The 19,812-nt window shown below is 71.4% G+C and carries 19 protein-coding genes, 1 tRNA gene and 1 riboswitch; of the genes, 6 read left to right on the top strand and 14 right to left on the bottom strand.

What is annotated here, in order from left to right; all coding sequences use genetic code 11:
* Nucleotides 1-113: 113 nt before the first annotated feature.
* The 8 genes from G515_RS0108535 to G515_RS0108500 all read right to left on the bottom strand — a co-directional run bounded on the left by G515_RS0108535 (nucleotide 114) and on the right by G515_RS0108500 (nucleotide 8,854).
* Nucleotides 114-1,580, bottom strand: coding sequence for a dihydrolipoamide acetyltransferase family protein (locus tag G515_RS0108535; protein WP_028659813.1), 1,467 nt, complete (start codon nucleotides 1,578-1,580; stop codon nucleotides 114-116).
* A 9-nt stretch (nucleotides 1,581-1,589) separates the two neighbouring features.
* Nucleotides 1,590-2,576 (bottom strand): alpha-ketoacid dehydrogenase subunit beta, encoded by a 987-nt coding sequence (locus G515_RS0108530; protein WP_028659812.1) that lies wholly within the window; start codon nucleotides 2,574-2,576, stop codon nucleotides 1,590-1,592.
* 1 nt (nucleotide 2,577) lies between these two features.
* On the bottom strand, nucleotides 2,578-3,711 hold the full coding sequence (gene pdhA / locus G515_RS0108525; RefSeq protein WP_051218037.1) for a pyruvate dehydrogenase (acetyl-transferring) E1 component subunit alpha: 1,134 nt from the start codon (nucleotides 3,709-3,711) through the stop codon (nucleotides 2,578-2,580).
* Between the two features lie 240 nt (nucleotides 3,712-3,951).
* Nucleotides 3,952-4,887 carry a cation diffusion facilitator family transporter gene (locus tag G515_RS0108520; RefSeq protein WP_028659810.1) on the bottom strand — a complete coding sequence of 312 codons (936 nt, stop codon included), beginning with the start codon at nucleotides 4,885-4,887 and terminating at the stop codon, nucleotides 3,952-3,954.
* A gap of 27 nt (nucleotides 4,888-4,914) precedes the next feature.
* On the bottom strand, nucleotides 4,915-5,889 hold the full coding sequence (locus G515_RS0108515) for a glutathione S-transferase C-terminal domain-containing protein (RefSeq protein ID WP_028659809.1): 975 nt from the start codon (nucleotides 5,887-5,889) through the stop codon (nucleotides 4,915-4,917).
* Between the two features lie 154 nt (nucleotides 5,890-6,043).
* A complete protein-coding gene (locus tag G515_RS23045) occupies nucleotides 6,044-6,886 on the bottom strand; it encodes a DUF2510 domain-containing protein (RefSeq protein WP_036554983.1) in 843 nt (280 codons plus the stop codon).
* A gap of 157 nt (nucleotides 6,887-7,043) precedes the next feature.
* Entirely contained in the window at nucleotides 7,044-8,132 is a 1,089-nt protein-coding gene (gene hisC / locus G515_RS0108505) for a histidinol-phosphate transaminase (RefSeq protein WP_028659808.1), read from the bottom strand.
* 122 nt (nucleotides 8,133-8,254) lie between these two features.
* Nucleotides 8,255-8,854: a VanZ family protein gene (locus G515_RS0108500; RefSeq protein WP_169570505.1), complete on the bottom strand. Its 600-nt coding sequence runs from the start codon at nucleotides 8,852-8,854 to the stop codon at nucleotides 8,255-8,257.
* Nucleotides 8,855-8,903: 49 nt separating this feature from the next.
* Between G515_RS0108500 and G515_RS0108495 the strand changes: the two genes are divergently transcribed.
* From G515_RS0108495 to G515_RS0108475, 5 genes are all read left to right on the top strand, one after another.
* A complete protein-coding gene (locus tag G515_RS0108495; protein WP_028659806.1) occupies nucleotides 8,904-9,587 on the top strand; it encodes a GntR family transcriptional regulator in 684 nt (227 codons plus the stop codon).
* A gap of 119 nt (nucleotides 9,588-9,706) precedes the next feature.
* The gene (locus G515_RS0108490) at nucleotides 9,707-10,096 is read left to right on the top strand and encodes a phage holin family protein (protein WP_028659805.1); all 390 of its coding nucleotides are present in this window, start codon (nucleotides 9,707-9,709) and stop codon (nucleotides 10,094-10,096) included.
* Nucleotides 10,096-10,671 (top strand): low molecular weight protein-tyrosine-phosphatase, encoded by a 576-nt coding sequence (locus G515_RS20305; RefSeq protein ID WP_051218034.1) that lies wholly within the window; start codon nucleotides 10,096-10,098, stop codon nucleotides 10,669-10,671. Before G515_RS0108490 ends, G515_RS20305 begins: the two co-directional genes overlap by 1 nt.
* A complete protein-coding gene (locus G515_RS0108480) occupies nucleotides 10,668-11,540 on the top strand; it encodes a fructosamine kinase family protein (protein WP_028659804.1) in 873 nt (290 codons plus the stop codon). The genes G515_RS20305 and G515_RS0108480 overlap by 4 nt, the downstream gene beginning before the upstream one ends.
* A gap of 75 nt (nucleotides 11,541-11,615) precedes the next feature.
* Entirely contained in the window at nucleotides 11,616-12,926 is a 1,311-nt protein-coding gene (locus G515_RS0108475; RefSeq protein ID WP_028659803.1) for an alkyl sulfatase dimerization domain-containing protein, read from the top strand.
* Between the two features lie 71 nt (nucleotides 12,927-12,997).
* Here G515_RS0108475 and G515_RS0108470 read toward each other — a convergent pair whose 3' ends face one another.
* On the bottom strand, nucleotides 12,998-13,312 hold the full coding sequence (locus tag G515_RS0108470) for a DMT family transporter (RefSeq protein ID WP_028659802.1): 315 nt from the start codon (nucleotides 13,310-13,312) through the stop codon (nucleotides 12,998-13,000).
* A 9-nt stretch (nucleotides 13,313-13,321) separates the two neighbouring features.
* A riboswitch (guanidine-III (ykkC-III) riboswitch) is annotated at nucleotides 13,322-13,386 on the bottom strand.
* A gap of 240 nt (nucleotides 13,387-13,626) precedes the next feature.
* Nucleotides 13,627-14,904 carry a TRAP transporter substrate-binding protein DctP gene (dctP, locus tag G515_RS0108465; RefSeq protein ID WP_169570503.1) on the bottom strand — a complete coding sequence of 426 codons (1,278 nt, stop codon included), beginning with the start codon at nucleotides 14,902-14,904 and terminating at the stop codon, nucleotides 13,627-13,629.
* A gap of 504 nt (nucleotides 14,905-15,408) precedes the next feature.
* Between dctP and G515_RS23910 the strand changes: the two genes are divergently transcribed.
* Nucleotides 15,409-15,531, top strand: coding sequence for a hypothetical protein (locus tag G515_RS23910; RefSeq protein WP_281168294.1), 123 nt, complete (start codon nucleotides 15,409-15,411; stop codon nucleotides 15,529-15,531).
* 272 nt (nucleotides 15,532-15,803) lie between these two features.
* Here G515_RS23910 and G515_RS0108455 read toward each other — a convergent pair.
* The 4 genes from G515_RS0108455 to tmk all read right to left on the bottom strand — a co-directional run bounded on the left by G515_RS0108455 (nucleotide 15,804) and on the right by tmk (nucleotide 19,410).
* A tRNA-Thr gene (locus tag G515_RS0108455) sits at nucleotides 15,804-15,879 on the bottom strand.
* Between the two features lie 170 nt (nucleotides 15,880-16,049).
* Nucleotides 16,050-17,597, bottom strand: coding sequence for an alpha/beta hydrolase (locus tag G515_RS0108450; RefSeq protein ID WP_028659800.1), 1,548 nt, complete (start codon nucleotides 17,595-17,597; stop codon nucleotides 16,050-16,052).
* Entirely contained in the window at nucleotides 17,594-18,769 is a 1,176-nt protein-coding gene (locus tag G515_RS0108445; protein WP_028659799.1) for a DNA polymerase III subunit delta', read from the bottom strand. The genes G515_RS0108450 and G515_RS0108445 overlap by 4 nt, the downstream gene beginning before the upstream one ends.
* A complete protein-coding gene (gene tmk, locus G515_RS0108440) occupies nucleotides 18,766-19,410 on the bottom strand; it encodes a dTMP kinase (RefSeq protein WP_028659798.1) in 645 nt (214 codons plus the stop codon). Before tmk ends, G515_RS0108445 begins: the two co-directional genes overlap by 4 nt.
* Between the last annotated feature and the right edge of the window lie 402 nt (nucleotides 19,411-19,812).

Genomic DNA, 19,812 nt, shown 5'->3' with positions numbered 1-19,812 from the left:
TCGCGTCACACCGCCCAGGGGGAAGTGGCGCTACCTGGCCGATTTTTCGGCCGGGTAGCGAACGTTTCACCGGTGGACCGGTGAAACGTTCACCACCCGCAGCCCGCCCCGGATCAGAAGAACAGCGCGGTGGCGGGGTCCGCCATGATGCCCGCGACGTCGGCGAGGAAGCGGGAGCCCGTCTGGCCGTCGATGTGGCGATGGTCGAAGCTGAGCGCGAGGGTGCACACGTCGCGCGGCACGATCCGCTCCTCCTCCCCCTCGCCGACCACCCACGGCCGGCGTTCGATGGCGCCGAAGCAGAGGATCGCGGACTCGCCGGGGTTGATGATCGGGGTGCCGCCCTCCATGCCGAAGGGACCGACGTTGGTGATGGTGAAGGTGCCATCGGCCTGGTCGGCGGGTTGGGTCCGGCCCTCCCGCGCGACCGCGACGAGGTCGGTGATCGCCCGGCCGAGCTCGACCAGGCCCATCGCGTCGGCCGACTTGATGTTCGGCACCAACAGCCCTCGGGGAGTCGCGGCGGCGATGCCGAGGTTGAGTTCACCTCGGATGACCACCTCATCCGCGTCGGCGTCGTAGAAGGAGTTGAGGACGGGCGTACGCCGCAGCGCCAATCCCACCGCCTTGGCCAGGACCAGCAGCGGACTGACCCGCACACCCTCGAACTCCCGGCGCCCCTTCCACTGCTCGACCAGCGATGTCGCCCCGGTGACGTCGACGGTGGTCCAGATCGTGACGTGCGGGATGGAGAAGGCGGAGGAGACCATCGCCTCGCTCATCATCTTGCGCACGCCCTTGACCGGCTCGCGCCGGTCGCCGCCCCCGAAGGCGGCCGCCGGGGGCCGCGCCGAGCCTGCCGCTGGGCCTGTCACCAGAGCTTCCTCGGTCGACGGCGAGGTGGCCGCAGCAAGGTCGTCGCGGGTCACCTCACCACGGCTTCCGGTGGGGGTCACCGTGGCCAGGTCGACCCCCAGCTCCTTGGCGAGTCCGCGCACCGGCGGCTTGGCCAGCGGGCGGGGCACTCCCGCTCCGCCGGACTCCCCGCCGGACTCCCCGACGGCGCTCGTCGGCGGGGCCGAGGTCGCCGACCCGGGTGAGGTCGAGTGCCGCGGGCGTCGGCTCACCGCCTGTTCCTTCGGGCCGTAGCCGACCAGGGTCTGCTGCGGTGGCTCCGAGGCCTCGACGGCCCCGCCGGCCGGAGCAGGCCCAGCGGGCTCAGCAGCCTCGGCCGGCGAGAACGCCGACGTTGGCTGCTCGGGGGGCGTGGGGACCTCGGTCGAGACGACGTCGGCGCCGACCGCTTCCGGTGGCGTGGCGGTCGGGTCGCCGATCCGGATGATCGGCGTACCGACCTCGACGGTGTCGTCCACCTCGACCAGCAGGGCCAGCACCGTGCCGGCGTACGGCGAGGGCAGTTCGACGACCGACTTGGCGGTCTCGATCTCGCACAGGACGTCGTTGACCGAAACCTCTTCGCCGACGCTCACCTGCCACGAGACGAGGGTGGCCTCGGTGAGTCCTTCACCGACATCGGGGAGCCGGAACTCCTGCGCGGCTCCAGGGTTGGCAGTGTCCACGCTCACCTCTCAGTACTCCATGACGCGGTCGACGGCCTCGAGCACGCGGTCGAGGTCGGGGAGGAAGTGCTCCTCCATACGGGCCGGGGGGTACGGCGTGTCGAAGCCGCCGACCCGCAGCACCGGCGCCTCCAGGGAGTAGAAGCACTCCTGGGTGATCCGGGCGGCGACCTCGGCACCCATGCCGAGATTGACGTGCGCCTCGTGCGCGACGACGGCCCGGCCGGTACGGCGCACCGAATCGGTCACGGGCCCCAGGTCGAGCGGGCTCAGGGTGCGCAGATCGACCACCTCGATCGAGCGCCCCTCACCGGCGGCGGCCTCGGCGGCCCGCAGGCAGGTCGAGACCATCGGTCCGTAACAGAGCAGGGTGAGGTCGCTGCCGCGGCGGACGACCTGGGAGCTCCACAGCGGCGGCGGGGTGGCCTCGGGGTCGATGTCGGCCTTGGCGGAGTGGTAGAGCCGCTTGGGCTCGAGGAAGATGACGGGATCGGGCGAGGCGATCGCCTGCTGGATCATCCAGTAGGCGTCGACCGGGTTGGAGCAGGCCACCACCTTGAGCCCCGGGGTGTGCGCGAACTGCGCCTCCGGCGACTCACTGTGGTGCTCGACCGCACCGATGCCCCCGCCGAACGGGATGCGGACGACGACCGGCATCGCCGCCCGTCCGCCGGAGCGGTAGTGCATCTTGGCCACCTGCGACACGATCTGGTCGTAGGCGGGGTAGACGAACCCGTCGAACTGGATCTCCACCACGGGTCGGTAGCCGGCCAGCGCCAGCCCGACCGCGGTGCCGAGGATCCCGGACTCGGCGAGCGGGGTGTCGATCACCCTGTCCTCGCCGAAGTCCTTCTGCAGCCCGTCGGTGATGCGGAAGACGCCGCCGAGGCGGCCGATGTCCTCTCCCATCAGCAGGACCTTCGGGTCATCCTCCATCGCCCGCCTCAGCCCGGCGTTGAGCGCCTTGGCGAGGGTCATCTTGGTCGTGGTCGCCATCTCAGTTCGCCCCCTCGAACGAGGCGAGGTAGCCGGCGTACTCGTCGCGCTGCGCCGCCAGCTCCTCGGTCTGCTCCGCGTAGACCCGGTCGAAACCGGCCAGGGGCGAGGGGTCGGGCAGTGCCCGGCACCCCTCGCGCAGGTGGGCGCCGAGCCCGTCGGCCTCCTGCTGCACCCGGGCGAAGAACTCGTCGTCGGCGTAGCCGTTGCGACGCAGGAGTACCTCTACCCTGGCGATCGGGTCCTTCAGCTTCCAGCGCTGGACGTCGTCGTCGAGGCGGTAGCGGGTGGGGTCGTCGGTGGTGGTGTGCGCGCCCATCCGGTAGGTGTACGCCTCGATCAGGGTCGGGCCGCCGCCCTCGCGGGCACGCTGCAGTGCCTGCTTCATCACGGCGTAGGTCGCCAGTACGTCGTTGCCGTCGACCCGCACTCCGGGGAAGCCGAAGCCCTCGGCCCGGTGGTAGAGCGGGATCCGGCTCTGCCGCTCGATCGGCTCGGAGATGGCCCACTGGTTGTTCTGGCAGAAGAACACCACCGGCGCCTGGTAGGACGCGGCGAAGACGAACGCCTCGTTGACGTCGCCCTGGCTGCTGGCACCGTCGCCGAAGTGGGCCACCACCGCGGTGTCGCGCTGGGGATCGCCCGTGCCGACGACGCCGTCGCGCTGCATGCCCATCGCGTAGCCGGTGGCGTGCAGGGTCTGGGCGCCGATGACGATCGTGTAGAGCCCGAAGTTGTGCTCCGCCGGGTCCCAGGAGCCCTGGTCGCTGCCCCGGAACAGGCCGAGCAGCTTGAGCGGATCGACGCCGCGCACCCAGGCCACGCCGTGCTCACGGTAGGTCGGGAAGACGAAGTCCTGCGGCGCGAGGGCCCGGGCGGCGCCGATCTGGGCAGCCTCCTGGCCGAGCAACTGGGCCCAGATGCCCAGCTCGCCGTGGCGTTGCAGCGCCGTCGCCTCGACGTCGATACGCCGGGTCAGGGTCATGTCGCGATAGAAGCAGCGGAGCAACTCCGGACTCGGATCCAGGGAGTAGTCGGGGTGCTCCACCCTCACTCCCTCGGGAGTGAGGAGCTGCACGTAGTCGGTGGGGTCTCCACCCAGGGTCTCGGGGCCGGTCTCCAGATGCTGGCTCATGACGCATCCTCATCAGTCGGGTGCGCTGCCGCGGGATCGCCGCGTCCTCGCACGGTTTTGGCTGGGACAGCTCGCCCACCGGGGTGGCGTGGACTGTGATCTGCCCCACATGATGCGGGTCCCAACCTACCCGCCGGATCCAGAGTGGCCGAACCGGCGGGCCCGCGTCGAGGAGGCACGTCCACACATCGCCGTGTCGCCGACCTCACCCGGCCACTCCGGCCGCGGCCGGGCGCCTTCTCAGTGCACCTCGCCGAGATCCTCGTGGGCGCGATGGGAGGCCGGCTCGACCTGGAAGGTGGCGTGGCGGACGCCGAAGCGGTCGGCCACCAGGCGGCCCAGGTCGTCCAGGACGGCGCCGACGCCGCGGGCGGCGAGGGCGGCATCGGTGACGGTGACGTGGACCGAGAGGCAGGGCAGGCCGCTGGTGATGGTCCAGGCGTGCAGGTCGTGCACCTCGGTGACGCCCTCGACCTCGCCGAGGGCGCTCTGGACCTCGTTCAGATCCAGGCCGCGGGGAGCGAGTTCGAGCAGGACCACGGCGGCGTCGCGCAGCAGGATGATCGCCCGCGGAACGATCAGGGCGGCGATCAACAGCGACGCGAGCGGGTCGGCGCGCAGCCAACCGAACGCCAGGATGAGCAGGCCGGCGGCCAGCGCACAGACAGATCCGATCAGGTCCGCCAGCACCTCGGTGGCGGCGGCCTTCAGGTTGAGCGATCCGCTCTCGCTACGCTGCAGCACGATCAGGCTGACCGCGTTGGCCGCCATGCCGACGGCCGCGAAGACGACCAGCAGGCCGGCGTCGACCGGCTCGGGGTCCGCGAGGCGCCCGACGGCGGCGTACACGATCGTGCCGCAGACCCCGAAGAGCACCAGGGCGTTGACCACCACCGCCAGGATCTCGACCCGATGGAAGCCGAAGGTCGAGCGCGGGCCCGGCCGGATCCCGGCGACGTACGACGCCGCCAGGGCCACCAGGAGCGCGATCGAGTCGGTCGCCATGTGCCCGGCGTCGGCCAGCAGCGCCAGCGACCCGGCCAGCCAGGATCCGATCAGCTGGACCACCAGCACCGCGGAGGTGAGTCCGAGGGCGAACTTCAGTCGCCGCCGGTCACTGCTCCGCCCGGCGGCGTGCCCCTGCGCGCCGTGGCCGTGGCCGTGTCCGTGTCCCACCCGTCCACGGTAGGCCCTCAGCGGGCCTCAGCCCCGGCCGTGTGGCTCCAGCCACACCGCGGGGTCGGGGCCCTGCGGGATGATCCCCGAGGGGTTCAGGTCGGAGTGGACGACGTAGTAGTGCGCCTTGATCTGGTCGAAGTCGGTGTTGTCGCCGAAACCGGGCGTCTGGTAGAGGTCGCGCGCGTAGGCCCACAGCACCGGCATCTCGGCGAGCTTGTTGCGGTTGCACTTGAAGTGGCCGTGGTAGACCGCGTCGAAGCGGGCCAGCGTGGTGAACAGCCGGATGTCGGCCTCGGTCAGCCGCTCCCCCATCAGGTAGCGCCGATCGGCCAGGCGGCCCTCCAACCAGTCCATGGCGTCCCAGAGGCGGCGGTACGCCGCGTCGTAGGCCTCCTGGGAACCGGCGAAGCCGCACCGGTAGACGCCGTTGTTGATCTCGGTGAAGACCCGCTTCATCACCGGCTCCATCTCCTCGCGGAGATCGGCGGGCCACAGGTCGGGGGCGTCCTCGCGGTGGAACTGCGACCACTCGAAGAAGAGGTCGTGGGTGATCCAGGGGAAGTCGTTGGTGACGACCTTCCCGCTGGCGACCTCCACGATCGCCGGCACGGTGATGCCGCGCGGGTAGCCGGGCTGTCGCGCGAAGTAGGCCTGCTGCAGCCGCTCGATGCCGAGCATCGGGTCGAGGCCACCGGGATCGAGGTCGAAGGTCCACGACCGCTGGTCGTGGGTGGGCCCGGGCGTGCCCAGGCTCAGCACGTCCTCGAGCCCGAGCAACTGGCGCACGATGATCGCCCGGTTGGCCCACGGGCAGGCCTTGGCGGCGATCAGCCGGTAGCGGCCCGGCTCGACCGGCCACAGCTCGACGTCCTCATCGCCCGAGCCCGGTCCGGCCTCCGGACGGCGGGCGTCGCGGGTGATGCGGTCCGAGAGGTATCGCATGTCCCGCTCGTAGGCCTTCCCCGGCTCGATGTACGCCGGCGTGAGGTCGTCGCTCATGCCTCTGAGTCTAGGCTCTCGCGGGGGTCTGGTTGAAATCTTGACCAATAGTGGGGGTTCCGGTCGCAACCGTCACTCCGCCGTGGCCGATGCATCGGCCACGGCGGAGGAGGCGAACCGCCCAGAGCCCGCCCAGAGCCCGCCCAGAACCCGCTCAGAACCCGCTCAGCAGCCCGACCTCGCCACCGATCCGCCACTCGCCGTCCTCCTCCACCAGGGGCAGCGTCTGACTCCCGGACTCCGACTCGAAGGCGGACTCGAAGGCGGAGGCGAGCATCTGGTTGTCGCCGGTGTACTCGACGGTCTGGGTGTAGTCCACCGACGCGGTGTCGCCGTCGACCGAACTGTCGGTGATCTCGTAGTCGATCTCGAGGTCCTCGAGGATGTCGCTGAAGGAGACCCCCAGCGCCTCGGTGCCCAGGGCCTCGTCCATGGCGGCCCCCAGCCCCGCGCAGTCGGAGGCCTTGATCTCATCGAACAACTGTTCCTGGGCTTCGGAGGACATCAACTCGCACACACCCTCCAGGTCGCCGTCGGCCATGGCGGACAGCGCCTCGTCGGCGACGTCCTCCGGGTCGCCCGGCCCGCCTCCCCCGGCCAGTGCGAACACCAACACCGCGATCGCGGCCACGACCGCGACACCGCCCACCGCGATCAGGCCGATCATCAGCCCCTTGCGCCCCTTCGGCGGCTGCCCCGGACCGGCGTACCCCGCTCCCGCGACGCCGTAGGGAACACCCGGCGGCGGGCCCGAGGGACCGGCGTAGGGGTTGCCCGGCTGCTGCGCGGGCTGCTGCGAGGGCTGATGGGGAGCCTGCTGGGCGTAGGGGTTCTGAGGCGGGCTGCCCGGCGGCGGACCGGTGGGCCCGCTCGGCGGGAGCGGAGGCTGTGCAGGGGGCTGCGGCCGGGTCTGGTCGCTCCAGGCGCTGCCGTTCCAGTAGCGCTGCTGGCCGGAGCCGTCGGGGTACCACCCCGGGGGTGGAGTGGGCTGGGACACGGGAGGACCTCCGGGAGCGGGACGAGCACTGGGTTCGAGCACAGGCTTCGAGGACAGTTCATCACGCTCGCGCGCGCGGGCGCAGGCGTGCCCGTCCCGCGGCTTCCCGCGGCGTCCGGGGCTGTCGGGGGTCTGGCCGGGCTGTCAGGCCGGGCTGTCAGGCTGACGGAGCGCGGAGGTCGCCGGCCAGCGCGAGCAGGCGGTCGTTGGCCTCGGGTTCGCCGATGGTGACCCGGAGGCCATCGGTGCCGAGGGGCCGGACCATCAGTCGGCGTTCCTCGGCGGCGGTCGCGAAGGCGGCGATCGCCGCCGACTCGCCCGGGAATCCGAACCATACGAAGTTGCCCTGCGGGTCGGGGACCGGCCAGCCCAATTCGCGCAGGCCCGCATGCACCCGGGTCCGCTCCGCCACCAGCGCCTCGACCCGCTCCAGGAGTTCGTCCCGGGCGGCCAGCGAGGCCACCGCGGCCGCCTCCGCCACGGCGGACACCCCGAACGGCAGGGCCACCGCCCGCAGCGCCGCGGCGATCGGGGCCGGACCCACGGCGTACCCGACCCGGAAGCCGGCCAGCCCGTAGGCCTTGGAGAAGGTACGGGTGAGCAGCACGTTGTCGTGGGCGCGGTAGGTCGCCAGTCCGTCGACCGCTCCTTCCAGCCGGACGAACTCGACGTAGGCCTCGTCGATCACCACCAGCACCTCGGGCGGCACCGCCGCCAGGAAGTCGTCGACCTCCTGCTGGGTCAGGGCGGGCCCGGTGGGGTTGTTCGGTGTGCACAGCAGCACCACCCTGGTGCGCTCGGTGACTGCCGCGGCCATCGCGGCCAGGTCGTGCCGTCCGTCCGGCAGCAGCGGCACCTGCACCGAGGTGGCTCCGCCGGCGAGCACGGCGATCGGGTAGGCCTCGAACGAACGCCAGGCGTAGACCACCTCCTCGCCCGGCTGACAGAACGCGGCGATCAGCCCATAGAGCAACCCCACCGACCCGGTGCCCACCGCCAGGTCCTCGACCGGCACGTCGAAGGTCTCCGAGAGGGCGGCGAAGAGGCGGGCGTTACCCATGTCCGGATAGCGGTTCATGGTGGCCGCCGCCCTCTCGGCGGCCTCCAACACGCCTGGCAGCGGCGGGTAGGGATTCTCGTTCGAGGAGAGCTTGTACGACACCAGACCCGGGCGTTCCACCGGCGCCTTGCCCGCGACGTAGGGCGGGATGTTCAGCACGGTGGGACGGGGCTGGGGCGCGGTCATGGCCACACCCTAGAGGGCGTGCGAGTGGGGCGTATCCCTGCTCCGCGGCACCCCAGAACACGCAGCACCGGACAGCATCACACTGACGCCTCCCGTGGCGTGATGGCGTCTGTTCATCCCGTCTAGAGGCGTCCTGGCGAGTCCTTCGCGGGCAGCGCCTCCTTGCCCTCCACCGGCCTCCGCCAGGGGCGCAGCACCGGCAGCAGGGCCAACCCGAGGAGCAGGCCGAGGGTGGCACCCAGGACGTTGTCGACCCAGTCGGTGAGGTCGCAGGCCCGGTCCAGCCGGGCGAGTTCGAGCTGGACCAGCTCGATCAGGAACGAGTACGCCGCCAGCCCCAGCCAGCAGGCCGGCGCGAGGAGCACAGCGACCCGCCATCGCCGGGTCACCGCCGCCACGGCAAGCACCGCGAGGGCGCCCGACGGGGCGAAGAGGACCATGTTGAGCAGACGCTGGCCGCTGGGGAAGATCCAGAATCCGTCCGGAGCCGGGCCCCCGATGTCGGTCGAGCAGTACGGCAGGCGGTCCTCGGCGAACACCCACCCCGGCGCGCCGCCGTAAGGGATCAGGGTGACCAGGGCGACCACGGTCAGCGACCAGACGAAGCCCGTCACGACCAGGGCCGGCACCCAGCCCCAGCGCGGGGCGAGCAGCCGAGCGACGCCGAGGCAGACCAGTCCGGACACGACTGCCCCCAGCAGCATCACGCCCACACCACCCACCGGAAACACCCCGGAGACGCTACCTGCCCGGCAGCGCAGAATGGGGCTCATGTCCGACCCGCACAGTCCGCTCCCAGCACCTCTGACCGTGGAACCGCCGTCGACCGTGGCCAAGGTCACCGCCGAGCTCCGCCGCAGGATCTTCGAGGGCGAACTGGAGGGCGGCAGCCCGATCCGCGAGGTGGCCCTCGCCGACGCCCTCGGCGTGGCCCGGTCCACGGTGCGGGAGGCACTGACGGTGCTCGTCGCCGAAGGCCTGGCCACGCGGGCCCCGCACCGGGGCGTCACCGTCGCGCGCCCCGAGGCCGGATCGGTCCGCGACGTCTGCCGGGCCCGACTCGTGCTCGAGGGCGCCGGCGTGGGCCGGTGGGCCAGCGCCCCGGAGGCGTCCCGCGCGGCGGTGCGCGAGGCGCTGACGGCGTACACCCGGGCGGTTGCCGATGGCGGGAGCTACCAGGAGCTCAACGAGCGCCACCTGGCCTTCCACGTCTCGCTCGTCGGACTCACCGGGTCTCCCCGGCTGGTCGCGATGGAGGAGTCGCTGGTGGGAGAACTGAAGGTCGCCCTCGCCCAGGTGGCCCGGCTGCGCCGCAACGCCCACGACCAGGCGGACACCCACCTCGCCCTGCTCGACCTGCTGGAGGACGGCGACACCGAGTCCGCCCAGGTGTTCCTCACCGACCATCTCGCGGGGGCCGAGATGGACATCCTGGAGGCCCTCGACCTCTGCTGACCAGCCGCTGGATCCTGCCACCGTCGGCTGTCCGGGCCAGACCCGGGCCAGGTCACAGTCCCCGGCCTCGGGGTCGCGGACCCGGCGCTCGGCGTGGGCCGCTCTGCTTGACTGGAGCAATGCGCTTGATCGCCTGGCTCCTCACCAACGTCATCGCCCTCGCCGTGGCGACCTGGATGCTCGACGGCATCTGGTTCGCCGGGCCGACCGGGGACTTCCAGGCCGAGTTCGAGGAGAAGTGGCTCCCGCTGGTGATCGTCGCGCTCATCCTGGGCCTGGTCAGCGCGGTGGTGAAGCCGGTGGTCAAACTGCTCTCACTGCCGCTCATCGTGCTCACCCTGGGCCTGTTCCTGGTGGTCATCAATGCGCTGATGCTCCAGCTCACCGACTGGCTCTCCGACCTCTTCGACCTCGGCTTCGAGGTCGACGGCTTCTGGACCGCCGTCGCCGGCGGCCTCATCATCAGCCTGGTCACCTGGGGCGTCGACGTCCTGCTGGGCGACGACTGATGCCGGTCCTCCCCCACCCGCACCGGCCCGGTCGGTACGCCGTGATGCTGGTCTGCCTGGGCAACATCTGCCGCTCGCCGATGGCCGACGTGGTGCTGCGCGCCAAGGTCGCCGCCGCCGGGCTCGCGGACCGGGTCGAGATCGGCAGCTCGGGGACAGGCAGTTGGCACGTGGGTGAGCCGATGGACTCCCGCGCCGCGGCCACCCTGCGCGCGGCCGGCTACGACCCGTCCCGGCACCGGGCCCAACACTTCGAGCCCGACCGCCGCGACGGTTTCGACCTGGTGCTCGCCATGGACGCCGCCAACCTCGCCGACATCGGCGGGCACAGCGAGCGGGTGCACCTGTTCCGCGACTTCGATCCGATCGGCACCGGCGACGAGGTGCCCGACCCCTACTACGGTGGTGGCGACGGATTCCAGGAGGTGCTGGCCATGGTGGAGCGCACGACCGACGCGCTCGTCGACGCCCTGTCCGAGTCGCAGCACCGACCCGGCTCCGCCGCGGCGGAGTCGCAGCGGCAGTCGCAGCGGCAGTCGCAGCGGCAGTCGGAGGCGGAGGCGGACCTCTCATGACCCGGCAGCCCACCGTCGCCCGCCGCGCGGAGGAACTGCTCGGCCGAGCGGTCGTGTCGACCGCCCCGGTCGCCGGCGGCGACATCGCCACCGCCACCAAACTCCGGCTCAACGACGGCACCACCGCACTGATGAAGACACTCACCCCCGCACGCCCGGGGCTCTTCGCCGCGGAGACGGCCGGCCTGCGCTGGCTGGCCGAGGCTGGCGGCGTACCCACCCCGGAGCTGCTCGGTGACGCCGAGGACTGCCTGATCCTGGCCTGGGTCGAACCCGGCAAGGTCACCGCGGAGGCGGCCGAGGGCTTCGGTCGGGCGCTGGCCGCGACGCACGGGGCCGGGGCGGCCGCGTTCGGTGACACCGGTCTCGGGCCCGGGCAGGACGGGTTCATCGGTTCGCTGCCGCTGCCCAACCGCACCGCCGACACCTGGGCGGAGTTCTACGCGGTCCGGCGGGTGCTGCCTTACCTCAAGCTGGCCCGCGACCGCGGTCACGTCGACGATGCCGATGCCGCCACCGTCGAACGGCTGATCGGGCGGCTCACCGAACTCGTGCCCGTCGAGCCCCCCGCGCGCATCCACGGCGACCTGTGGAACGGCAACGTCCTGTGGGGAGCCGACGGTGTCGTCCGGGTGATCGACCCGGCGGCGTACGGCGGCCACCGGGAGGTCGACCTGGCCATGCTCGCCCTCTTCGGCCTCCCCCAACTGCCCAAGGTGCTGGCCGCCTACCAGGAGGCCGCCCCGCTCGCCGAGGGCTGGGAGGAGCGCACCGCACTGCACCAGGTCTTCCCACTGCTCGTCCACGCCGCCCTCTTCGGAGGCGGGTACGGCGCCAGGGCCGCGGCCATGGCCGGCCGGTTCCTCTGAGGTCGCGGCCGCCCTTCCCAACGGGACCCAGAGCAGGCAGGATCGCGATGCTCTCGTTCCCGACCCGGAGGTCTCATGTCCCAGCGCTCCCTGCTCGAACTCGCCGACGACTGCTGGCAGGGCCGGGCCACGGCCTCCGAGATCGGTCGGTACGGCGTGGGTCACCTCGAGGAGGTGGCCGACGGGGTGGCGATGGTGCCGGGCTTCGGCAGCGCCTTCCCGATCCGGCACGAGGGTGGCGTCTCGCTCTTCGACACCGGTCCGCGGCCGACCGCGCGGGCCTTCTTCGACGCCGTCCGCCGCTGGACCCCCGAGCCACTGCACTACGCCGTCTACTCGCACGGCCACATCGACCACGTCTTCGGCCTCGGGCCCTTCGACGAGGAGGCCGACCAGCAGGGCCGGTCACGGCCGGTGGTCGTCGCCCACGAGAACGTGCTGCCGCGCTTCGAGCGCTACCAGCGCACGCTCGGCTACAACGGCATCATCAACCAGCGCCAGTTCGGCAACGCCAGGCTCCGCTGGCCCTCGACGTACCGCATCCCCGACGTCACCTACCGGCGCGAGCACCTCATCCGGGCCGGCGAGCGCGAACTCCGGCTCACCCATCAGCTCGGCGAGACCGACGACGCCACCGTCGGCTACCTACCCGACGCGAAGGTGCTCTTCCCGGGCGACCTGTTCCTCTGGGTCACACCCAACGCCGGCAACCCGCAGAAGGTGCAGCGCTACCCCGTGGAGTGGGCCCATGCACTGCGCTGGATGGCCGACCTCGGCGCCGAGGTGATGCTCGGCTCTCACGGCGTTCCCGTGGTGGGGGCCGACCGGATCCGGCAGGCGCTGGAGGAGACGGCCGCCTACCTGGAGACGTTGGTCGAGCAGACCCTCGAGGTGATGAACCGCGGCGGCACCGTGCTCGAAGCCATCCACGAGGTACGCCCGCCGGCCGGACTCGCCGACCGCCCCTACCTGCAGCCCGTCTACGACGAGCCCGAGTTCGTCGTCCGCAACACCTGGCGACTCTACGGCGGCTGGTACGACGGCAACCCCGCCCACCTCAAGCCCGCACCCGAGTCGGCGGTGGCGGCCGAGATCGCCGCCCTGTGCGGAGGTGCCGCCGCTCTCGCCGACCGGGCCGCCGTCCTCGCCGAGGCCGGGGACCATCGGCTGGCCGGGCACCTGGCCCAGCTCGCCGTCCTTGCCTCGCCCGAGGACGCGCACGCCCACGAGGTGCGGGCCGCGGTCTTCTCCACCCGAGCCGAGCAGGAGCTCAGCACGATGTCGAAGGGCGTCTTCGGCTGGGCCGCCGCCGAGTCCCGGGCCGCGATCGCCGGCACCGACACCCTCGAGGAGGTCGGCACCGGCAACCCGCACTTCACGCTGTAGTTATCGGTGCGAGCGTGTCGCCGCCGCGCGAGTGCGTGGTGAACCCAGGATGCACCCGCGTCCTCGCGGCGTCAGTGGACCAGCTTGAGCCCGACGACGCAGCCGACCAGGCCGAGGATGAGCAGGACCTTGGCCAGGCTGACCGGCTCCGAGCCCGTCGCCATGCTGTAGACGACGGTCAGGGCGGCGCCGATACCGACCCATACGGCGTACGCCGTACCGACCGGCAGTGCGCGGAGGGCAAAGGCCAAGCCGCCCATGCTGGCCGCCAGCGCGACCACGAACACTACGCTGGGCCACAACCGGGAGAACCCCTCGGACTTGTCCAGGGCGAGTGCCCACACGGCCTCGAGCGCTCCGGAGAGCACGAGCACGATCCACGACATGATGACTCCTGAAGGCCGTCTTGTCGCGCTCCGGGTACGGCTCCCTCGTCCGGCGGTCACAGTCGCGACCGACCCCGCCAGGATACTCACGCCGCGACAACTGCACCGACTCGGCGACGATCCCCGCCGGTTCGGACACGTGCGCCGGCCGAGCGGCGCCGCGGTCCGGATCCAGCCTGGTTGCGCGCCGGGCGCGAGGGGCTCAGCGGCCCTCGACGTGGCCCGACCCATCGGCGGCGACGACAGCTTGCAGCCGACCGCGCACCTCAGCTGGGTCGAGGATCACCCGCCGCCCTTCGCGGATGATCGATCCGTCACTCCGGTCGGTGCGGAAGGGCGGCGTCCTCGAAGAGCCGCTTGCTCAGCGGGCGGAAGTCGACGCTGCCGGGCTGGTACCACTGGTCGAGGTCCTCGAGGCTGCCGCCGTCCTTGTACCCGAGTTCGTCGACGATGCCGGTCCACTTGTCGGCCAGCTCGGCCATCTGGTCCTTGATGTCGTCATCGAGGCGACCCTCGTCGATCAGGTCGTCGACAAGACCTTCCTCGGTCTGCTGGATGCGCTCCTCCGCCGCCGGATCGAAGCCGTCGATCGAGCCGCCGGCAGAGTTGGTGTCCACGACCATCTGCCGCGCGGCGTCCATGGTGCTGACGAGATTGCCGTGGAACTGGTCGATCTGAGCATCGAAGATGATCTGCTGGTAGGCCAATGGCAGCGCCTCGAAGCCGCTGCCGGCAAGGTGCGCACCGGTGGCCGAGCCTGTCATCCGGCTGCCGTTGAAGTGCCCGAGGTAGGGGGCGGCCTCCATGATGCCGGTCGAGCCGGCGACCTGGGGCTGGACGAACGTGCAGTCGACGGTCCCGCGCTCCAGGGCCTCGAAGGTTTCGCCGTACTCCATCGACACCCCGGTCGACCCGATGCTCTCCGCGATGGCGGCGTGCGCGCTACTGGCGATGCGCATCTGCCGGCCGTCCCAGTCCGCCAGGCTCGTGCCCGGCTCGCTGCACGCGGTGTAGTAGTCGCCCGCGCTCATCAGCGGGGACAACGGCACCAGGCCCTTGTCGGTGTACTCGGCGAGGAGTTCCTCGCTGTTCCACCCGAGTTCGCTCATCATCGCCGCGGACACCGCCTCACCCACCAGCGGGCTGGACTCCGAGTAGTGGGTCAGCTTGCTGTAGGCGTCGACCATCGGGTGCTCGTCCGGGAAGTAGATCGGGGCCGTGTAGGCGATGTCGATCCGGCCGTCCGCCAGCGCGTCCTCGACCTCCGGGTAGCCAGCGATCGACTGACCCCAGGCGATGTTGAACGAGATCTTGCCTCCGGACCGCTTCTCGACCGCCTTGGTGAAGGCCAGGGCGTTGGCTGCCGTCGGCGACGCCTGGGAGGAGGCCCCGGGCTGGAAGGTCAGGGTCACCGGCTCGAGGTCGGCGATGGCCTCGGCGACCTCATCCTGCGGGGCGCCGTACTCGAACCCCTCGCCGCTTCCCTCGCTGGCGGTGTTGCCGCCCACCGAACCCGCGCAGCCGACCACCACTCCCGCGACGGCGGCGAGCCCGATTGCTGTCCTTGCGATCCTGCGGATTCGCGGTGTCACGATCACGTTCGCTCCCGTTCGGTGGTCCCGGCCCGGCGTCCGGGCTGGCTCGGCAAATCACGGCGAATTTAACGAACGTTCGATGGGCTGTAAAGGAGTGCGCCCACGACTCGGATCCGAGGCGCATCCTCCCCGAGCCAGGAGTGTGGCCTGCGTCCTAGCCCTGGCCGGCCGGGAGTACGCCGGCGGGCCGCTCCCACGCTCCTGCCCCGCGACTCGACTCGCGCGTCCCCGGAGACGAACGAACCCCGCCTGTCGAGCACCTCGCGATCATGACCAACCGAAGAACCGGGCATCACCCAGTTTGGGCATTCCGACAGTGTCTTACGAATGCCTCGCCCCCTCGGCCTCGAATCTGACTACCGCTTGAACTCGAAGTCGGGATTCACGAGTGATCGACGTACCTGTGCAGTGCGGCGGCACTTCGATTGGTCGGCAACCGGGGTGTACGGAGGCTGGGATGACACCGAAACGCTGGGCTCTTCTGTTCTGATCACTGTTCTGGTGGGGCTGCTCTACATCGGCCCGATGGGGGCCGGGGAGTTCGTCATCTGGATCGCACTGGTCGTCCTGTGGGTCTTCCTGTTCGTGGTCTGGGGGTCCAAGCGCCGACGGCGAATCGGGTAGTCCCGAGCACCAGACGGCGCCCGCTTCTTCCAGGGACCTGCTGCTTCGGCGCATGCGTTCGACGCTTGACCTCTTGTTCGTCTGACTGCCCGAAGAGGTCCCACTGCTCGCGCAAGAAGCCGTGACCATGGGGGTTCCTACTCGATGCCCAGCGGTCGAGTGCCGGCCCATTCGCGGGGGCCATGATGTATCTGTCACGTACATCCCGGGCTTTCATCACCGAGAACGAATCGGCCCCTGCCAGCAGGTGCGCTGGTCAGGGGCGGATTCGGTGGAGCCGCCTGTCGGAATCGAACCGACGACCTTCTCATTACGAGTGAGATGCTCTACCGACTGAGCTAAGGCGGCGTGCTGCCTCGCGCGGCCGTGGACGCGCTCGGGACAACCCGGAGCAGTCTAGGTGACCGAGTGGCACGGTGCGAAACCGGCCCGCACGGGTGCCGGGGTGATCGCCCTTCGGATGCGTTCCGGCCCCTCCGAGAGCTTAGGCATCGCCGAAGGGCGGCGCGGGGCGAGCCTCAGCAGCGGAGGCCGTCGTCGGGGACGACGCCGTCGATGAGGAAGTCCTCGATCGTCACGTCGACGCAGGCATTGCCCATGCCGTAGCCGGTGTGGCCGTCGCCGTCGCGGGTGAGGAGGACACCGGATTCGAGTTGGTCGGCCAGCGCCTCGGCCCATTGGTACGGCGTGGCGGGGTCGCGGGTGGTGCCGACGACGAGCACCGGTGGGGCGCCGGCTCCGGTCACCTCGGGCGGGGGCTCGGCGGCCTTGCCGGGGAAGCCGCGGCAGGCGGTGAGGCTCCACGCGAAGACGTCACCGAAGGTGGGCGAGGCACGCTCGAAGTCGGGCACCTGGGCGGGCACCTGCCGGGGCGGGATCGCCCAGGGGTCGTCGAGACAGCTGATCACCCTGATCGCCTCGGAACTGTTGTCCTTATAGCCGGTGGCGCCACGGGAGCTGTAGATGTCGGAGAGGGCCAGCAGGGTGGTGCCGTCACCGTCGAAGGCCTCCTCGAGGGCGATCGTCAGTGCGGGCCAGGACTGCTGGGCGTACAACGGCGTCACGAGGCCGTAGAACGCGTTGCCGCCCTCGAGCTCCCGAGAGCCGCTGGTCGGGAGCGGCTCGGCGTCCACGGAGTCCATCAGGTCGCGGATCTGTTGCAGCCCCTCGTCCACACTGCCCTCCAGCGGGCAGTCGTCCTCGGCGAGGCACCACTCGACGTAGGAGCGCAGGGCGGTCTCGAACCCGGCGGCCTGCTCGAGGCTGGTCTCCCGCGAGGAGAGGGAGGGGTCGAGGGCGCCGTCGAGGACCAGTTGGCCGGCGCGCTCGGGGAAGAGATCCGCGTAGGTCGCGCCGATCTTGGTGCCGTAGGAGGCGCCGTAGTAGTCCAGCGCATCCTCCCCGAGGGCGGCCCGGAGGACGTCGAGGTCTCGCACGGTCTCGACGGTGGAGACGTGGTCGACCAGCGCCCCCGAGTGTCGGGCACAGCCGTGCACGAACCGCTCCCCTGCGACCGCCGCCTCGGCGGCCTCGGCCGGCGTGTCGGGATTGGGGTCACCAGCGATATAGGCGTCGAGGTCGGCGTCGCTGAGGCAGTCGACGGGTGCGCTCTCCCCGGTGCCGCGGGGGTCGAAGCCGACCACGTCGAAGGACTCCCGCAGCGGTTCCCCGAAGGCCTGGTCGGCCGAGGCGGCGTAGTCGGTGCCGGGGGCGCCGGGACCACCCGGATTGACCACCAGCGCGCCCTGTCGGTCGCCGGTGGCCGGCTCGGAGAGCAGGGCCAGCTCGATCGTCTCCCCGGCTGGGTCGGCGTAGTCGAGCGGCACGGTGAGGGTCGCGCACCAGGCGTCCTCGCACGCCGACCAGTCCAGCTCCTGCTGATAGAACCGGGCCAGCTCCGGTGCCGGCGGCTCCTGCGAACCCTCCTGCGGCGCCGGCAGGGAGTACGACGCGGAGCCGCCATCCTGGAGGCTGCGCAGCAGCGGCACGATCGCGGCGCCGGCGATGCCCAGCACCAGCGCGATCGCGGCGACCACCGCGACGGTCCAGCGGAGTGCCGTGCTCATCGGGCTCCCCCGGCGTCCGGCGCCTGCAGGGCGACCATCATCGACTCCAGCGCCAGGGCCGGCGGCACATTGAACTCCAGCATCTGCTCACGGGCCTCGAAGATCCACTCGATCCGGCGCAGGTTGAGCTCGGGACCGGTGCGGGCGACCTCGGCGACCTGGTCGCGGATCTCCTCGTTGACCAGGGCACCCGGCGCGCCGACGGCCAGGGCGATGGCGTCGCGGTAGACGCTGACCAGATCCATCAGGCCACGGTCGATCACGTCGAGCACCCGACGCTTGGCCCGGGTCTTCTGGGCCTTCTGGAGCGCGTTGAGGGCGGGGGCGTACTCGCGGGGCCTGCGGCCGCGCTCGACCACGCCGTAGGAGACATCCAGGTCGGACTTCTCCCGGGCGTCGAGCTCGCCGGTCACCGCCGCGGCCTCCTCCTCGGCCACCGCGACGAGATTGCCCGCGGCACGCAGGCAGGCCGCCAGGGAGGTGAGCTTGGCCGGCATGCCGACGATCTCCCGGCGACGTCGGGCGGTGTCCTCGTCGCGGGCCAGGGCCCGGGCGCGACCGATGTGCCCCTGGCTGGCCCGGGCGGCGTAGGCGGCCCGCTCAGCGGGTACGCCGTCGGCCCGAGTGAGGAACGCGGCCACGTCCTGGGCTGAGGGGGTCGCGAGGGTGACCAGCCGACAGCGCGAACGGATGGTCGGTAGGACGTCCTCGACCGTGGGGGTGCACAGCATCCACACGGTGCGGTCGGTGGGCTCCTCGATCGCCTTCAGCAGCGCGTTGCAGGCCGCCTCGGTCAGCCGATCAGCATCCTCGACGATCAGGATCTGCCAGCGCCGCCCGGCCGGGGCGAGGGCGGCGCTGCGCACCAGGCCGCGGACCTCGTCGACGCCGATACTGAGCTTCTCGGTGCGCACCACTGCTACGTCGGCGTGCGACCCGGCCAGCACCGTGTGGCACTCATGGCACTGGCCGCATCCGCCCGCGGCACACTGCAGCGCCGCCGCGAAGGCGACCGCGGCATTCGACCGGCCCGACCCCGGCGGACCGGTGAAGAGCCACGCATGGGTCATGCCGTGGCCGCCGACGGCGGTGGCGAGAGCGTCGATCACGGCCCGCTGGCCGACCAGCGAATCCCAGACCCTGCCGGTGCCGGTGACGCCGGGGACAGTCACGCCCGCACCGCGCGATCCAGCAGGTCCTCGAGACGGCCCAGAACGGCGGCCGCGATCACCTCGCGCGACTCGTGGGCATCGACCACCAGGTAGCGATCCGGATCGGCCGCGGCCAGGGCGAGGAAGCCGGCCCGCACCCGCTCGTGGAACTCCACCGACTCACCCTCGATCCGGTCGCGCCCCTCGAAGCGCCCGAGCCCGGCTTGGGGCGGCATGTCGAGCAGGACGGTGAGATGCGGCCGGAGATCGCCGGTCGCCCAGCGGGCCACCCGCTCGAGCTCGACGAGGTCGAGGGCACGGCCGGCGCCCTGGTAGGCGAGCATCGAGTCGACATACCGATCGGTCACCACGACCTCGCCCCGAGCCAGCGCCGGCAGCACCAGGGTCTCCACGTGCTCGGCCTTGTCTGCCAGATAGAGCAGCGCCTCGGTCTTGTCGGCGAGCACACCGGTCTCCGGGGAGAGCACGATCTCACGCATCCGCTCCCCCACGGGCGTGCCACCCGGCTCCCGGGTGAGCAGCACCCGGTGGCCGCGCCCGGTCAGGGCATCGCCCAGCAGCCGTGACTGGGTGCTCTTGCCCGAGCCGTCGCCGCCCTCGAAGCAGACGAACACTCCTCGCTGTGTCTCCCGGCCCTCCATCACGCGCCCCACCCTAGGAGGTGGCACCCACAATCGAGCCGTCGGTGGCCGCGACGACCCCTGAACGCCGCCCGCCGGACCGTGCCGGCACCCGGGTCGCTCGACTCCTGGCCGGTCCTGGCCGGCTCCGCGGTCCTCGTCCGGCCGGGTGTCGCCCGGGCCAGGGGTGCCGTCGCCCTCGGCGAGATCGACCTCGACGGCCTCCGGGTCGAGGTACGGATCGCGGAACTCCGGCACCGACTCGACCGTCTCCGGCTCGATGACGAACTCCGCGGCGTCGTCGTGCTCGTGGGAGTACGACGCTGGGAGCTCGGCAGAGCCCGGTCGGGTGACGGCCGAGCCCGCCCCTCACCCGACCAGGGCGCGATGTCGAACGACGCCGCGGCCGGCCGGGTCGGAGGA

The sequence above is a fragment of the Nocardioides insulae DSM 17944 genome (assembly GCF_000422825.1).
Lineage (GTDB): Bacteria > Actinomycetota > Actinomycetes > Propionibacteriales > Nocardioidaceae > Nocardioides > Nocardioides insulae.
This window is presented reverse-complemented; position numbering and strand designations above follow the sequence as displayed.

Bases quoted from the DNA above. Each gene is read 5' to 3' on its own strand.
- G515_RS0108530 (WP_028659812.1), bottom strand. From the start codon at position 2,576: ATGGCGACCACGACCAAGATGACCCTCGCCAAGGCGCTCAACGCCGGG.
- pdhA (WP_051218037.1), bottom strand. From the start codon at position 3,711: ATGAGCCAGCATCTGGAGACCGGCCCCGAGACCCTGGGTGGAGACCCC.
- G515_RS0108515 (WP_028659809.1), bottom strand. From the start codon at position 5,889: ATGAGCGACGACCTCACGCCGGCGTACATCGAGCCGGGGAAGGCCTAC.
- hisC (WP_028659808.1), bottom strand. From the start codon at position 8,132: ATGACCGCGCCCCAGCCCCGTCCCACCGTGCTGAACATCCCGCCCTAC.
- G515_RS0108495 (WP_028659806.1), top strand. From the start codon at position 8,904: ATGTCCGACCCGCACAGTCCGCTCCCAGCACCTCTGACCGTGGAACCG.
- G515_RS0108490 (WP_028659805.1), top strand. From the start codon at position 9,707: ATGCGCTTGATCGCCTGGCTCCTCACCAACGTCATCGCCCTCGCCGTG.
- G515_RS20305 (WP_051218034.1), top strand. From the start codon at position 10,096: ATGCCGGTCCTCCCCCACCCGCACCGGCCCGGTCGGTACGCCGTGATG.
- G515_RS0108480 (WP_028659804.1), top strand. From the start codon at position 10,668: ATGACCCGGCAGCCCACCGTCGCCCGCCGCGCGGAGGAACTGCTCGGC.
- G515_RS0108475 (WP_028659803.1), top strand. From the start codon at position 11,616: ATGTCCCAGCGCTCCCTGCTCGAACTCGCCGACGACTGCTGGCAGGGC.
- G515_RS0108470 (WP_028659802.1), bottom strand. From the start codon at position 13,312: ATGTCGTGGATCGTGCTCGTGCTCTCCGGAGCGCTCGAGGCCGTGTGG.
- G515_RS0108450 (WP_028659800.1), bottom strand. From the start codon at position 17,597: ATGAGCACGGCACTCCGCTGGACCGTCGCGGTGGTCGCCGCGATCGCG.
- tmk (WP_028659798.1), bottom strand. From the start codon at position 19,410: ATGGAGGGCCGGGAGACACAGCGAGGAGTGTTCGTCTGCTTCGAGGGC.